The sequence below is a fragment of the Thalassobaculum salexigens DSM 19539 genome, from assembly GCF_000423805.1.
GTDB classification, from domain to species: domain Bacteria; phylum Pseudomonadota; class Alphaproteobacteria; order Thalassobaculales; family Thalassobaculaceae; genus Thalassobaculum; species Thalassobaculum litoreum.
In genome coordinates, this window is record NZ_KE384094.1 from 49,284 (window position 1) to 62,749 (window position 13,466).

General features: G+C 64.9%; 16 protein-coding genes. 7 read left to right on the top strand and 9 right to left on the bottom strand.

The genetic code is table 11. The annotated features are described in order from the left end of the window. Window positions 1-31 precede the first annotated feature (31 nt). Entirely contained in the window at window positions 32-574 is a 543-nt protein-coding gene (locus G578_RS0115450; protein ID WP_028795002.1) for a flagellar basal body-associated FliL family protein, read from the bottom strand. 346 nt (window positions 575-920) lie between these two features. On the opposite strand from G578_RS0115450, the gene flgF reads away from it, so the two are divergent. The 4 genes from flgF to flgH all read left to right on the top strand — a co-directional run bounded on the left by flgF (window position 921) and on the right by flgH (window position 4,464). Next, window positions 921-1,652: a flagellar basal-body rod protein FlgF gene (flgF, locus tag G578_RS0115455; RefSeq protein ID WP_028795003.1), complete on the top strand. Its 732-nt coding sequence runs from the start codon at window positions 921-923 to the stop codon at window positions 1,650-1,652. An 86-nt stretch (window positions 1,653-1,738) separates the two neighbouring features. Beyond that, the gene (flgG, locus tag G578_RS0115460) at window positions 1,739-2,524 is read left to right on the top strand and encodes a flagellar basal-body rod protein FlgG (RefSeq protein ID WP_028795004.1); all 786 of its coding nucleotides are present in this window, start codon (window positions 1,739-1,741) and stop codon (window positions 2,522-2,524) included. 70 nt (window positions 2,525-2,594) lie between these two features. Next, window positions 2,595-3,617, top strand: coding sequence for a flagellar basal body P-ring formation chaperone FlgA (gene flgA / locus G578_RS0115465; protein WP_028795005.1), 1,023 nt, complete (start codon window positions 2,595-2,597; stop codon window positions 3,615-3,617). A gap of 82 nt (window positions 3,618-3,699) precedes the next feature. Next, window positions 3,700-4,464 carry a flagellar basal body L-ring protein FlgH gene (gene flgH / locus G578_RS0115470; protein ID WP_051244906.1) on the top strand — a complete coding sequence of 255 codons (765 nt, stop codon included), beginning with the start codon at window positions 3,700-3,702 and terminating at the stop codon, window positions 4,462-4,464. Between the two features lie 105 nt (window positions 4,465-4,569). Here the strand turns inward: flgH and dksA are convergent, their stop codons facing one another. Next, window positions 4,570-4,986, bottom strand: a complete 417-nt coding sequence (dksA, locus tag G578_RS0115475; RefSeq protein ID WP_028795007.1) for an RNA polymerase-binding protein DksA — start codon at window positions 4,984-4,986, stop codon at window positions 4,570-4,572. A 140-nt stretch (window positions 4,987-5,126) separates the two neighbouring features. Next, on the bottom strand, window positions 5,127-5,543 hold the full coding sequence (locus G578_RS0115480; protein WP_028795008.1) for a flagellar assembly protein FliX: 417 nt from the start codon (window positions 5,541-5,543) through the stop codon (window positions 5,127-5,129). 284 nt (window positions 5,544-5,827) lie between these two features. On the opposite strand from G578_RS0115480, the gene G578_RS0115485 reads away from it, so the two are divergent. Genes G578_RS0115485 through G578_RS0115495 form a run of 3 tightly spaced genes read left to right on the top strand, consistent with a single transcriptional unit; the run spans window position 5,828 to window position 7,772 of the window. Continuing rightward, complete coding sequence (locus tag G578_RS0115485; RefSeq protein WP_038015122.1) at window positions 5,828-6,949, top strand: flagellar basal body P-ring protein FlgI; 1,122 nt, start codon at window positions 5,828-5,830, stop codon at window positions 6,947-6,949. Window positions 6,950-6,963: 14 nt separating this feature from the next. Further along, a complete protein-coding gene (locus G578_RS0115490) occupies window positions 6,964-7,314 on the top strand; it encodes a rod-binding protein (RefSeq protein WP_028795010.1) in 351 nt (116 codons plus the stop codon). Further along, entirely contained in the window at window positions 7,314-7,772 is a 459-nt protein-coding gene (locus G578_RS0115495; RefSeq protein WP_028795011.1) for a hypothetical protein, read from the top strand. The genes G578_RS0115490 and G578_RS0115495 overlap by 1 nt, the downstream gene beginning before the upstream one ends. Window positions 7,773-7,878: 106 nt before the next feature. Here the strand turns inward: G578_RS0115495 and G578_RS0115500 are convergent, their stop codons facing one another. From G578_RS0115500 to G578_RS0115525, 6 genes are all read right to left on the bottom strand, one after another. Next, window positions 7,879-8,838 carry a tetratricopeptide repeat protein gene (locus G578_RS0115500; RefSeq protein ID WP_028795012.1) on the bottom strand — a complete coding sequence of 320 codons (960 nt, stop codon included), beginning with the start codon at window positions 8,836-8,838 and terminating at the stop codon, window positions 7,879-7,881. Between the two features lie 117 nt (window positions 8,839-8,955). After that, window positions 8,956-9,516: a hypothetical protein gene (locus G578_RS29590; protein ID WP_139189398.1), complete on the bottom strand. Its 561-nt coding sequence runs from the start codon at window positions 9,514-9,516 to the stop codon at window positions 8,956-8,958. 144 nt (window positions 9,517-9,660) lie between these two features. Further along, the gene (locus G578_RS0115510) at window positions 9,661-10,647 is read right to left on the bottom strand and encodes a flagellin (protein WP_028795014.1); all 987 of its coding nucleotides are present in this window, start codon (window positions 10,645-10,647) and stop codon (window positions 9,661-9,663) included. Window positions 10,648-10,666: 19 nt separating this feature from the next. Further along, entirely contained in the window at window positions 10,667-12,100 is a 1,434-nt protein-coding gene (flgK, locus tag G578_RS0115515) for a flagellar hook-associated protein FlgK (RefSeq protein WP_028795015.1), read from the bottom strand. Window positions 12,101-12,171: 71 nt separating this feature from the next. Beyond that, window positions 12,172-12,549 (bottom strand): flagellar biosynthesis regulator FlaF, encoded by a 378-nt coding sequence (gene flaF / locus G578_RS0115520; RefSeq protein WP_038015123.1) that lies wholly within the window; start codon window positions 12,547-12,549, stop codon window positions 12,172-12,174. Window positions 12,550-12,636: 87 nt separating this feature from the next. After that, on the bottom strand, window positions 12,637-13,464 hold the full coding sequence (locus tag G578_RS0115525) for a flagellin (protein ID WP_028795017.1): 828 nt from the start codon (window positions 13,462-13,464) through the stop codon (window positions 12,637-12,639). Between the last annotated feature and the right edge of the window lie 2 nt (window positions 13,465-13,466).

A 13,466-nucleotide genomic window follows, 5' to 3' on the forward strand; every position in this document is an offset into this window, starting at 1 on the left:
CCGACCCCGCGGGCCGGACCTGCGCTCCGCCCTACTGGACCAGCATTTCCTTGAACAGCACGTCGCGCACCCGCACCGGCCGGGCGGCAAGATTGACCCGCCTCAGCAATTCCTCGCGCAGCCGGTACATACCGGCCGATCCGTTCAGGTCGTCGACCCGCAGCTCGCGCAGATAGACCTGGAAGTTGTCGACGATGCGCGGCAGCACCTCGTTGATCCGGTCGGTATCCTGCGGCCCTTCCAGCTCAAGCGCGATCTTGATCTTCAGGAAGGTCGACTTCCGGCCGTTGGTGTTCAGGTTCACGATCAGATCCGGCACCTCGAAGAAGAAGGCGCGGGTGTCCTGCGGCGGCGGCGGTGCCGCGGGTGCCGCCGCCTCGCCTTCGGTGGCGGCTTCGGCCGGCGGCGGCTCGCTGCCGCCGAACAGGCCGAGCATGAACGCGGCACCGACCCCCCCGCCTACGAGGAACAGCACGATGATGGCGGCAAAGATGATCAGCCGCTTGCCGCTGACGCGTTTCTTTTCCGGCCCCTCGCCGGCACCATCCATATCGTCGAGGGCTTCATCAGCCATCAGACACTCCCTCGGGCCGATTCATCGGGCCCTGGTGTTCACCGGATCCGGCGGTCGTCGCCGCGGAGCCACCGGCACATCCTGCCGCCACGCATGCCGCGGGACGACCCTGCCAGTCCGATCAGCCTATGCAACCGCAATGCCGACTCACCCTGATTCTACAGAAATGGGGCCGTCGGTAAAAGGCCAGTCCATTCCCGGCCTTCGGCGCCGCGATGCGCTCCCTGCGTAGCGCTCGTCCGCGGTTGGCACGGAGCCTGCATATCCGATCTCCGAGACCGCGGGCTGGACCCGACGGCCAGCAGACAAGAGCCCGAAACGGGCCTGCGAACGCAAGGAGAGAGTGATGGAGAACTCGATCTATATCGGCCTGTCGCGCCAAGCGGCACTGCGCCGGCAGATGAGCCAGGTCGCGAACAACATCGCGAACATGAACACGACCGGCTTCAAGCGCGAGCTGATGATCTATCAGGCCTACGAGACCAAGGTCCCGTTCGCCCAGACCAACGACTTCGTCATCGACAAGGGCACGGCGACCGACCACCAGCCGGGCGCCATGCGCAAGACGGGGAACACCTTCGATCTGGCGATCGACGGGCCCGGGTATTTCCAGGTCGATGACGGCACCGGCACGTTCTACACGCGCAACGGCACGTTCGCCCTGGACGAGTTCAACCAGCTCGTCACCAACCAGGGTCATCTCGTGCTCAATGCGGGAGGCGAGCCGATCTTCGTGCCCCGGTCCGACGAGAAGATCATCATCGAGACCGACGGCAGCGTGAAGCTGGGCGACGAGGTCTTCGGACGCATCGCCGTGGTCGAGTTCGACAACCCGATCGCCCTGAAGAAGACCCGCGACACCCTGTTCGAGTCCGACGAGCTGCCGCGCCCCGCCGAAAACAGCGACGTGCAGCAGGGCCTGATCGAATCCTCGAACGTGAACCCGATCGCCGAGCTGACCACGATGATCGAAGTCAGCCGCATGTACGAGGCGGTCAAGAACCTGATCTCCAAGGAAAGCGAGCGCGAGCAGGACGCGGTCAAGCGTCTGGCACGCCCTGTGCAAGGCTCCGTTTAATCGAATTTACGGGTGATCGGCCGCGTTGAGCCCCGCCCCAGACCAGACGAGACAGGACCCGACGCGGTCATCCAGGGAGTAGAACTATGCAGTCGCTGAACATCGCCGCCACCGGCATGAACGCCCAGCAGATGAACGTCGAGGTCATCTCGAACAACATCTCGAACATGAACACCACCGGCTTCAAGCGTCAGCGTGTGGAGTTCCAGGACCTGATCTACCAGGATCAGCGCCGGGTCGGTACGGCCTCCTCCGACGCCGGTACGGTGGTGCCCTCCGGCATTCAGCTCGGCCTCGGCGTGAAGACCGCCGCGACCTACCGGGTGAACGAGCAGGGCGCGCTGATCCTCACGGACAACCAGTTCGACCTGTCGATCCGCGGCGAAGGCTACTTCCAGATCACCATGCCGAACGGGAACACCGCCTATACCCGGGCCGGCTCCTTCCAGCTCGACCAGAACGGCAGCCTGGTGACCCCCGACGGCTACACCGTGCAGCCGGGCATCACCATTCCGGCCGATGCCCTGGGCGTGACGATCAACGAATCCGGTCAGGTCTTCGCCCAGATCGACGGCCAGGTCGACGAGCAGAATGTCGGCCAGCTGCAGCTGGCGATCTTCCAGAACCCGGCCGGCCTCGAGAATATCGGCGGCAACCTCCTGCTGGAGACCGCCGCGTCGGGTGCCCCCGGCGCCGGCGCGCCCGGTGCCGCCGGCTTCGGCCGCCTGCAGCAGGGCTTCCTGGAATCCTCGAACGTCGACCCGGTGCAGGAGATCACCAACCTGATCACCGCCCAGCGCGCCTACGAGCTGAACTCCAAGGTCATCGAGACCTCCGACCAGATGATGTCGACGGTCAATAACGTCCGATAACGTCCTCTGACGCCCCTCTTTGAGCATGCGGTCCCCGCACGGCGGGGACCGGGACGACTGGAGAAACCCCATGATCCGGATGCGACACGCCCTCACCCACCTGACCCTCGCCGCCGCGCTGGCGGCCGGCCTCGGCCTGCCGTCGACCGGCTTCGCGGCGAACGGCCAGACCCCGCGGGCTGGGCAGACCTTGCAGGCTGGGCAGAACCTGCCGCTGATCCTCAAGGACAAGGTCGTGCTCGATCATGCCGACCTGATGCTCTCCGACGTCTTTGCCAACCTGCCCGAGGGCTTCGATCAGCGGCTCGCCGACGCGCCCGCCCCGGGCGAACGGATGGTTCTCGGCGCCCGGCAGATCTGGCAGTACGCGCAGGCGTTCGGCCTGAACTGGCGGCCGGAACGCTCCAAGATCGCCGTCGTCGTGACCCGGGCCAGCCTGGAGGTTCCGATGGAGACGATCGCCGACAAGATCGCCCAGCGCCTGGCCACCGAATATGTCGAGGACGAGTTCGATCTCGACCTCTTCGGCCGCTCGTCGAACATGTTCATCGCCGCCAACGAGGGCATGCAGCTCGACATCCATTCGATCAGCTACGACCCGCGCAGCAAGCGCTTCGATGCGACGGTCAGCGCGAATGGCGGCCGTATGACCCAGATGAGCGGCAAGGTCGTCGCGATGGTCGAAGTCCCGATGCTCCGCCGGCACGCCATGCCGGGCCAGGTGATCACCGAAGACATGATCTCCTGGGAGCGGGTCGCCGCCCGCCGCGCCAGCGTGACCACCGTCACCCAGCGCGACGACATCGTCGGACAGACCGCGCGTCGTCCGCTGACCGCCGGTGTGCCGGTCCGGCTGACGGACCTGAAGCCGAACCTGCTGGTCACCAAGGGCGAGCTGATCACCCTGACGGTGCGCACCGGCACGATGACGCTCACCGCCCGCGGCAAGGCCCTGGAATCCGGCACCCGCAACGCGGTGATCCGCGTGACCAACGTCCAGAGCCAGAAGGTCGTCGAAGCCCGGGTGATCGGCCCGGACATGGCGATCGTCGAGCCCGCTTCGCTGGCCAATCTGGTCGCCCTGAACGGCTGAGCCCGTCGAAACCGCGACCGCGACCGTGTTTGGCACGGCTTTTGATACCCGGGTGCAGAAGCGCCCTTTGGAGGATGAAGAAATGACCCGCCTATCCTCGCCCATCCGGATCCGCCCGCTGCTCGGCATCGCCGCCGCCGCGGTCCTGCTCTCCGGCTGCAACGCGATCGACCGCCTTTCCAACCTGGGCCAGGCGCCGGAGATGTCGCGGATCCAGGATCCGACCCAGTCGCCGGGCTACCAGCCGATCAGCATGCCGATGCCGGCACCTGTGGTGGCGACCCGTCAGGCGAACTCGCTGTGGCAGGAAGGCAGCCGGGCGTTCTTCAAGGACCAGCGCGCCAGCGATATCGGCGACATCATCACCGTCGTGGTCCAGATAAACGATGAGGCCGCGGTCACGAACACCACGACGCGGACCCGTGCCAACAGCGAGGGGGCCAGCCTCGGCGGCCTGTTCGGCTACGAAGGCTCTCTCGGCCAGGTCTTCCCCGAGTCGGTGACCGGCGAGAACCTCGTCGATCTCGGCTCCAACTCCAGCAACGTCGGCAGCGGCGAGGTCGACCGCGAGGAAGAAATCAATATCCGCATCGCCGCGGTGATCACGCAGAAACTGCCGAACGGCAATCTTGTCCTCTACGGCCGGCAGGAAGTGCGCGTTAACTTCGAAGTGCGCGAGATCGTCGTGGGCGGCGTGATCCGCGCGGCCGACATCACCTCCGGTAATACGATCAGCTACGACCAGATGGCCGAAGCCCGCATCGCCTACGGCGGCCGCGGCCAGCTCACCGATGTCCAGCAGCCGCGCTACGGCAGCCAGGTACTCGACATCATCATGCCGTTCTGAGGCTGATCCGACCCCGGCGGCACCCAAAGGCGCCACCCTCGAAAACAGAAGGCCGCCCTTGAGGCGGCCTTCGTGTTCCTGCGATCCGATGCGGGCCCGGATCAGTCAGTCGTCGCGGTGCGTGCGCTCCATGCGCTCGTGGCGCTCCTGCGCCTCCAGGCTCAGCGTCGCGATCGGCCGCGCCTCCAGACGGCGCAGGCTGATCGGCTCGTCGGTTTCCTCGCAGTAGCCGTAGGTGCCGTCCTCGATCCGCTTCAGCGCCGCCTCGATCTTGCTGATCAGCTTGCGCTCGCGGTCACGGGTCCGCAGTTCAATCGAGTGCTCGGTCTCCAGCGAGGCCCGGTCCGCCATGTCCGGCTGCTGTAAATTCTGTTCTGTCAGGTTGCTCAGGGTTTCGCCGGCCTCCTTCACGAGGTCGGCTTTCCAACGCAGCAGCTTTTGGCGGAAATATTCCAGCTGCTTCGGATTCATGAACTCCTCTTCATCCGACGGCTGATAGTCCGGCGGCAAGGTAACGCTCATCCGAAATCCTCCACGCGTCTTCGACCACAGCCGGCTCCCTCGGAGAACCCGACAAGCGGATCGCTTTCCGGGGGAACCTGCCGATATCGCCGATGGGCGGAGCCTTTGCGCCGATACCGCCGACGACGACGCGCGTGGGGTTACACGCTTCGACCCAGTTTCGCAAGCTCGACTCGTGCGCGGAGTTCAATGTCGTCGAGGATTTCGGAAAGGCGCGGATCGTCGATTTCCTCGCGCTGCTCGCGCGCCGCCGTCGCCAGGTCATGCAGACGATCGGTCGGCACCATTCCCATCAGCAGGCCGTCGCGGAGATCCTCCAGCCGAGACAGCATGAGCTCGGCCCGTTCCTTGGCCTTGCGCGCGTTGCCCTCGCGGTCGCCGACCGATTGCAGGGCGAAAACCGAGTCGACCGACGAGGTCGGCGCCGGGCCGCTGGCCCGCTCCGGCGCGTCGGTCTCCGAGATCATGTCGGCAAAGGCCGACCCGCCCGTAGACGACGACTTCTTCGTGCGTTTCGCCTGGGAAACGCCGCTGACCTTGGTGGGATCAACTTTCATGAGAAGCCTCAATTGCCGTGGCGGTCGCGACGCGGCGCTGGCCTATATCCTGCAATTCTTTCACCGTCAGAGCAAATGCAGGCGTCGCAGGCCCTATCAGACCGCATCGCCAGGGATAGATTGCCTTATATCACGACCACGACCGGCAGACGAACCGGCGACATCGAACGGCGGAGCGGCCCGGACCACGGGTTGGCACGAAACTCGCATAGAGATGGCCAGACCGGAGAACCCGGCAGAAACGATACTCGAGCCGAGACGCGCGAAACGCGGGGACAGAGACGATGACGCTGACACGCTTCCTGAAAGGCATCGCGACCGGGCTGACCGCCCTGGTGCTGACGGCCACCGCCGCGGGCGCCCAGACGCGAATCAAGGACATCGTCGATTTCGAGGGCGTGCGCGAGAACATGCTGATCGGATACGGCCTCGTGGTCGGCCTGAACGGCACCGGTGACTCGCTGAACTCGGCAATCTTTACCCGTGAGAGCCTGGTCGGCATGCTCGAGCGCCTCGGCGTCAACTCGCGCGACAGCAGCCTGAGCACCGACAACGTGGCCGCGGTCATGGTCACCGCGACCCTGCCCCCCTTCTCCACCCAGGGCACGCGGATCGACGTCAGCATCTCCGCCATCGGCGACGCCGAGGATCTGCTCGGCGGCACGCTGCTGGTGACCCCGCTGGTCGGTGCCGACGGCGAGGTCTATGCCGTGGCCCAGGGCCCGGTCGCCACCGGCGCCTTCTCCGCCCAGGGTCAGGCCGCCTCGATCAGCCGCGGCGTGCCCACCGGCGGCCGGATCGCCAACGGCGCGATCGTCGAGCGCGAGATCGACTTCAAGCTGAACATGATGGAGACGGTGCGCATCGCGCTCCGCAATCCGGACTTCACCACCTCGCGCCGCATCGCCCAGGCCATCAACGCCTTCGTCGGCGGCCCGATCGCCCAGTCCGTTGACTCGGGCACGGTGCGGATGCTGGTGCCCGATGCCTACCGCAACAACGCGGTCGCCCTGATCACCGATATCGAGCAGCTCCGCGTCACCCCGGACAACATCGCCAAGGTGGTGATCGACGAGCAGACCGGCGTCATCGTCATGGGCGAGAACGTCCGCATCAACACCGTCGCCATCGCCCAGGGCAACCTGACGATCCGCATCACCGAAACCCCGCAGGTCAGCCAGCCGCAGCCCTTCAGCGAGACCGGCGAGACGGTCGAGGTGCCGCGCACGCAGATCGAGATCGACGACGAGAGCGACAACCGCCTGACGGTGCTGCCGACCACGGTGACCCTGCAGGAACTGGTCGACGGCCTGAACGCCCTCGGCGTGGGTCCGCGCGACATGATCTCGATCCTGCAGGCGATCAAGGCATCCGGGGCCCTGCAAGCCGAACTCGAAGTGCTCTGAGGGAGGACGGACCGATGACCGCGAACCTTTCCATGGCCAATCTCGGCACCGCCGATCTGGCGATGACCCGCAGCCGCAACAACACGGCGCATACCGCCGCCGAAATACAGGCCGCCGCCCGCGCCAAGGACAATGAGGCCGTGCGGGCGACCGCCGAGAAGTTCGAGGCCCAGTTCCTGTCCCAGATGATGGGCCACATGTTCAAGGGCATCAGCAGCGACGGCGTCTTCGGCGGCGGGCAAGCCGAGGAGACCTGGCGCGACTTCTACGTCGAGGAAATCACCAAGTCCTTCGCCTCGCGGGGCGGTATCGGCCTCGCGGATACCATTGAAAGACAACTGCTGACGCTGCAGGAGGCCGTGTGATGGACCCCCGTGAACTGATCCAGCATTTCGTGGAATCGATGACGCAGCTGATGGCGCTGATGCGCCAGGAGACCGAGCTGGTGCGCAACAAGCAGTACGATCAGGTGGAGAAGATCCAGCGCCACAAGGTCAAGCTGAGCCAGGCCTTCGAGATCCACCAGCGGGCGATCAAGGAGAACCTGAGCGCGGTGGAGACTCTGTCGACCGAGGAGCGCTCCGAACTCCGCTCCCTGTATCAGGTGTTCCGCGAGACCCTGTCGGAGAACATGCTGGCCCTGAAAGCGGCCCAGGATGCGACCGACAAGATGGTCAACCTCATCATCAGCAGCGTCCGCAAGGCCCGGGGGCTGCCCGAGAACGCTCCCGCGCATACCGGCCGCAAGGCGTCGATCCAGCGCGGCTATGGCGCCTACGCTGCCTCGGGCAGTTCCGGCCAGCTCATGAGCCGCACGCTCTGACGCGATACCGCCGTCCGATCCGCCCGTACCGCCCGGCAGATTCTGCCGGCCGGACGGTGCGCCGTCGGATTGTCGGGCTCAGTTTATATTTCAGCCAGATCGAGGGTTATAATTCAGCCAGATAGCGGGCGTTGTCCGGCGCCAGCTCGCGCACCCGCGACCGCGACGCCTCGGCAAGATCTGCCTCGCCCGCGAGCGTGTGGATCCGCGCCATGGCGAAGTGCCCGTCGATGCTCTGCGGGTCGAGCTCGATCGAGCGGACCGCCGCCTTGCGGGCGTCGATCAACTCCCCTGTCTCCGCTTTGAGCCAGGCCAGTCCACCCAGCAGGGCCGCATCGTCGGGATTGCCGGCGAGGGCTCCCTCGAACTCCGCCATCGCTTCGTCGATCCGCCCCAACTGCCCCAGACAGCTCGCGAGCTTGCCCCGGAAGGCCGTCACCTTCGGCGCCCGATCGGTGGCCGCGCGGAAACATTTCTCCGCCTGTTCCAGCTCGCCGAGATCGACGAACGCTTCACCGAGCTGATACAGGGCGTTGACATTGTCCGGGTTGATTTCGACCGCCTTGATCAGGAACTGGACCGCGTCGGCCCCCTCCCCCATCTCGCGGCCGACAATGCCGCGCCACACCAGGGCTTCCGAGGCCGACGGGTCGGCTTCGATTGCCCGCTCGAGGCTGGCCGCCGCGCCGGGCAGGTCGTCCATGCCGCGCTGAGTCAGGGCCTTGTTGAAATGCGCTTCGACATAGTGCGGGTCGAGGGCGATCGCCTTGTCGAACTGGCGATCGGCAGCCGCGAGGTCGCCAAGCTTGAGATCGGCGGTACCGATATGGTTGGGATAGGCTGCGTTGGTCGGATCGATATCCGCGGCGGCCGCCAGCAGCCCCTTCGCGCCCTCGAACTCACCGCATTGGAGACACAGCAAACCGGCCAGATGCAGCGCGCGCTCATGCTGGGGATCGGCGTTGAGAATCTCGACATAGAGATCGCGAGCCTGCTCGAACTCACCCGCCTCGTGAAGGCGGACAGCGGCGACGAGTTTGGGTTGCAGGTCGTCGTCAACGGTCATGCAGAGTCACTCCGCCACGGATGGATACGGGTAGCTGAAAACGTACCACATATTGTCAAGACGGAGCACGCAATCAAAGGCAATCTCAATACGGGTCAGGGACCGGTACGGCGGGTATCAGGCAACAAGGTCGATGCGGGTCCGGCCAGTGGGCGCCGCCGGCGCAGGACCGGACTGTCCGGTCTGGGTATCCGCGCCCTCGGCTCCCGACGGGCCGCCGGTATCCGGCGCGGTCGGATCCGAGGTGACCGGATCCGCCGCTTCCTGCTCGCGCAGAGCCTGGGTCACCGGGCCGCCGATGGTCGGCGGCGGCGGGCCGGTCTGCTCATCCGGGCGTGCCTCAGCTTCCGGAAGAACGAAGGGGCGGGCGGAGGGATCACGGCGGTAGCGCTCGACCGCGGACTCGGCGGGGAACTGCCGGGTGACGTCCCCGGATTCCGTGTCGCGAACCTGGAAAATCACGGTGAGGGAGCGCGAATCGAACGTCAGGAACGGGCTGACATAGAACTGGCCGGATGACGATGCGCTGACGGATTCGGCGGCTGGAGACTGGCGGGAGTCCGAGGAGCCGCCCGCGATGGAGGCACGGTTAGACGTACCCGACGTCGCGGACTCGCGCGCAACCGACCGCGGCTCGCTTGCCGCGCCTGCTATACCGGTTACACTGCGTATATCCACGGGCTCCTCCATTCTGGAGCGATGCCATACTTCACACTAATTTAACTTATATAATACTCAGAAGTCAGGCTGCAAGCCATTCGGCTTGGCCGACCACGCGTGCGTCGATGTCTGTCGACGGAAAATCGATCGTGGAAGACTCTCTTAAATGAACTTCGTAAGGCTCAGGTTCCGCAACACGGCCGTGGTCTGGAACGACGCCTCAAGCTGGGCCTGCAACGTCTGGAACTCGGCGACCGCCTCGTAGGGATCCACATCTTCGATCTTGCCGATCTGGGTCTCCAGCAGCAGGATCGTCTCCTTGTGGGCCTCCTGCCGGGTGGCCATCTCGCTGCCCACGACGCCGTTCTGCCCGACCATGTCGTTCATCAGGTCGATAGCGGCCTCGATCTTGCCGAGGCCCCAGTTCACCAGGTTACGGTATTCGGCGTCGTCGCCTGCGGTGAAAGTCGTGTTGGAGAAGGCATACAGCACGTCGAAGACCTCTTCGAAGGTCGCGCTGTCATTCGCCAACTCGCCGAAGTCCAGATCGACCCCCTGATCGACGCGCACCGACAGCGAGCCTGGCGCCGGGGTCGTCACGTTGTTCCAGTTGGCGTCCACGTCGAAGAACGCCTCCGCGGCGGCGATGATGCCGGCGGAGCCGCCGGCGAGCGCCGGCTGGGCATAGGCACCCTGGGTGGTCGCCGGATCGATGATCGGCTGGGTGTCCGTATCGGTGCCGTTGAACAGGTACTTGCCATCCGTCGTCTGGTTCAGAAGGTTCGACATCTGGTTGATCGCCGCGGTGGCGAAGGTCGACAACGCCAGCGAGGACTGCTCGAACAGACCCTCGACCTGCTCGTAGAGCTGTGTGCGCAGATCCTCTGCGACAGACGTCATCTGCTGCAGCGTCGCGTCGATCGTCTCGGTCTTCACCTTCGTGTTGTTGATCGAGTTGATATAGGAGTCCGCCGACGTCCGCTGCTCCTTCAGGGTGATCAGCAGGCGCGTGTCCTGCCCGCTGAAGCCGCTGTAGACCTGACTGCGCTTGCCTGTGGAGATCTGCTGCTGGGCATCCGCGATCCGGCGTTGAATCGACGTGATCGAGGTGTCGATCCTCAGGTTCTGGCTCAGAGTCGAAATACGCATGATCTAGCCCTCTCCGCGGTTATCGAACAACGGCCAGGAGTTCGTCGAGTGCATCCTGCACCGACGACAACACCCGCGCTGATGCCGCAAACGCGCTTTCCAACTGAATGAGGCTGGCGAGTTCCTCGTCGACATTGACACCGCTCTCGTCACGAAGCCGTTCTTCCAGGAGATTGCGGACCTGATCCTGGAATCCGAGTTGGCTTTCGTAATCCGCCTTCTGATTGGCCTGATAGGATACCAGGTCGGCGGCGAATTCTTCGATCGTGGCCGTGCCGTTGAGCCCGTTGACCGCCACGAAGGCCTGGGCGGTGTCGAACATGTCGATGACCGCCAGGGCCAGCGAGTTGTCGCTCACCCCGCTCGACACGAAGGTGCCGCCGTTGCCGTCACGCAGAATGGTGGGGGTCGCGGTAACGGTCGGGTTGACCTGGATCTGGGCCGAGAAGCCCTGATCGCCACCCGGGATCGCGTTGCCGGCATCGACGAACAGGTCGATGTTCGCGGTATTGCCGCCGACGTTGATGGTATCGAACTGCTGGGCCAGCTCGAAGGCCAGCGAGTCCAGCTGGTCCTGCGCCAGCGGAAGAACGGTGTCCCGAAGTTCCAGCAGGCCCCCGAGCTTGCCGCTGTTGATGCTGCCGTTGATCGAGAACGGCGCGTTGAACCCGTTGTCCAGGAACACGGCATTCAGACCCACGTCCGGCCCGACGGTGTTCGTCGGGTTGAAGGTCAGGGTCACCGCGGTCTGGTCGAGCAGGAAGTCGCTGCCGCCGGTCATGACGGCGATCGTACCGTTAGGCCGGTCGAAGGTCTGAATATCCATCTCTTCGGAGAGCTTGGCGACCCAGCGGTCCCGCTCATCCTCCAGATCCGCCGTCGACTCGCCGACGGCACTGCGCGCGCCGATCTCGCCGTTCATCTTCTCGATGTTGGCCAGGGCCTCGTTGATGTTGTCGACCGACTCCGCGATGCGGGTATCCGCCTCGGCCCGAAGATCTTGGACCGCCCCCGACAGGGACTGGAACGCTTCCGCCACGGCCGTCGCCGCGCGCAGAACGTCCGACTGGGCGGTCGACGCGTCCGGGTTGGTCGCGAGGACCTGGAAGGATTTCTTCAGGTCGGTAATTTTTGCCGAGATCGAGGCATTGTCCTCCGGGCGGCCGAACTCCAGCTCAAGGCGCCCGAGGAAATCGTCGATGACCTTCAGCTCCTCCACCGTGGAGGTCTGGTTGCGCACGTCGGTCTGAAGCTGGGAGTTCACCAGGCGGGTGATCTCCTCCAGCCGGACCGTGCTGCTCTGCCCGTCGATGATCCGCGTGGATTGGGTCTGAGTCTTCTTCGTGTAGCCATCGACATTCGCGTTGGTGATGTTACGCGCAGCAATGTCGATCCCTGCCTGGGCCGCATTCAGACCGCTGGTCGCGGTGGTAAGGGCGGAAAGGAGGCTCATGACGGGTCCTTACGATTGACACGGAAACTGACAAGCAAGAAACGTGCCGCCCCCTGTGTCGCTCTCCTGGATTAGCCGGCCATCGATTGTGGCTCGGGTTTCAGGCCCGCCATGATCTGGCGGTTGATCTCGATCAGATCGTCCAAGGGCGCGCTGTCGTCGGACATCACGAGCTTGGTTTCCTTCATGACCCAGAGCGCCAGGCTTGCGATGCCGCCCTTGAGTTGCTGCGGCAGAGCGTTGGCCGGGTCGTTCACATCCGCCAGGAAGACACCCCAGACCTTCTCGTTCTGAAGGATCCAGTTGTATTTCTCCTGGATGGTGACCTTGCCGTCGCGGGCCTTCATCAGGCCGCCGGTAACCTGGGCCAGGAGGCGATACTCCAGGTCCCGTCCGTTCTGCACGGCGGTCGCCACCTGTGTATTCTTGTATGCACCGTATCCCCGCATTCCTTAGTCCTCCGTCGAGACCGTCGCCCACCCTGCCCGATCCGGCAGCGGGACGCGGTCAAGCGGTGCCGGTTGAGCCGGCACCGATTACTGGAACAGGCCGAGCAGGATCTGCGGTGCCTGGTTCGCGATGCCGAGAACCTGGACGCCGAGCTGCTGGCGCACCTGCAAGGCGGTCAGTCGGGCACTCTCGCGCGCCATGTCGGCATCGACGATGTTGCCGAGACCTTCTTCCGTCGCATCGGTGATCTGGTCGAGGAACGTGGTCTGCAGATCCAGGGCGCGGGCTTCCGCACCGAGCGAGCCGAGCGCCGCGTTCACCACCGACTCCAGGTTGGAGTAGGCATTGGCGATCACACCCTGAGCCGCGTTCGCCGTGCCGAGGCCGACGGCCGCCAGCGACAGCACCTGAGTTCGCAGGTCCGCGTTGGTCAGGGTCAGCGTACCGCCCGCCAGGTTCGACAGGGTGTTGATGGTCGGCGCGGCACCGGCCGTATCCAGCAGGTTGACGCCGTTGAACACCGCGTTGTCGATGAAGTTGGCCGCCTGCGAGAGCAGTTCGGTGAAATCGTTGGTCAGGATCTGCCGCTGGGTCGTGGTGATGCCTTCGTTCGACAGTTCCGTCAGCTTCTGGCGCACCGTCTGGAGCAGGTCCGAGATGCTGGTGGCGCCGGCGATCGCGACGTTGGCGATGCCCTTGGAGTTGTTCAGGCCCTGGCTGATCGCGCCGAGCGCCTTGATGTCGCCGCGGATGCCCTGGGCAATCGCGAAGTTGGAGGCATCATCGATCGCTCCGGTGACCTTGAGGCCGGTGGAGACGCGATTCTGCGTGGTGGCGAGGAGATTGTTGGTCCGCTCCAGATTACGAAGAGCGACCAGGGCTTCCGGGTTAGTCAGGATCGAGTTGCTAGCCATCG

Bases quoted from the DNA above. Each gene is read 5' to 3' on its own strand.
- G578_RS0115525 (WP_028795017.1), bottom strand. From the start codon at position 13,464: ATGGCTAGCAACTCGATCCTGACTAACCCGGAAGCCCTGGTCGCTCTT.
- G578_RS0115450 (WP_028795002.1), bottom strand. From the start codon at position 574: ATGGCTGATGAAGCCCTCGACGATATGGATGGTGCCGGCGAGGGGCCG.
- G578_RS0115495 (WP_028795011.1), top strand. From the start codon at position 7,314: ATGGACCCCCGTGAACTGATCCAGCATTTCGTGGAATCGATGACGCAG.
- dksA (WP_028795007.1), bottom strand. From the start codon at position 4,986: ATGAGCGTTACCTTGCCGCCGGACTATCAGCCGTCGGATGAAGAGGAG.
- G578_RS0115500 (WP_028795012.1), bottom strand. From the start codon at position 8,838: ATGACCGTTGACGACGACCTGCAACCCAAACTCGTCGCCGCTGTCCGC.
- flaF (WP_038015123.1), bottom strand. From the start codon at position 12,549: ATGCGGGGATACGGTGCATACAAGAATACACAGGTGGCGACCGCCGTG.
- G578_RS0115490 (WP_028795010.1), top strand. From the start codon at position 6,964: ATGACCGCGAACCTTTCCATGGCCAATCTCGGCACCGCCGATCTGGCG.
- flgG (WP_028795004.1), top strand. From the start codon at position 1,739: ATGCAGTCGCTGAACATCGCCGCCACCGGCATGAACGCCCAGCAGATG.
- flgH (WP_051244906.1), top strand. From the start codon at position 3,700: ATGACCCGCCTATCCTCGCCCATCCGGATCCGCCCGCTGCTCGGCATC.
- flgF (WP_028795003.1), top strand. From the start codon at position 921: ATGGAGAACTCGATCTATATCGGCCTGTCGCGCCAAGCGGCACTGCGC.
- flgK (WP_028795015.1), bottom strand. From the start codon at position 12,100: ATGAGCCTCCTTTCCGCCCTTACCACCGCGACCAGCGGTCTGAATGCG.
- G578_RS0115480 (WP_028795008.1), bottom strand. From the start codon at position 5,543: ATGAAAGTTGATCCCACCAAGGTCAGCGGCGTTTCCCAGGCGAAACGC.
- G578_RS0115510 (WP_028795014.1), bottom strand. From the start codon at position 10,647: ATGCGTATTTCGACTCTGAGCCAGAACCTGAGGATCGACACCTCGATC.
- G578_RS0115485 (WP_038015122.1), top strand. From the start codon at position 5,828: ATGACGCTGACACGCTTCCTGAAAGGCATCGCGACCGGGCTGACCGCC.
- flgA (WP_028795005.1), top strand. From the start codon at position 2,595: ATGATCCGGATGCGACACGCCCTCACCCACCTGACCCTCGCCGCCGCG.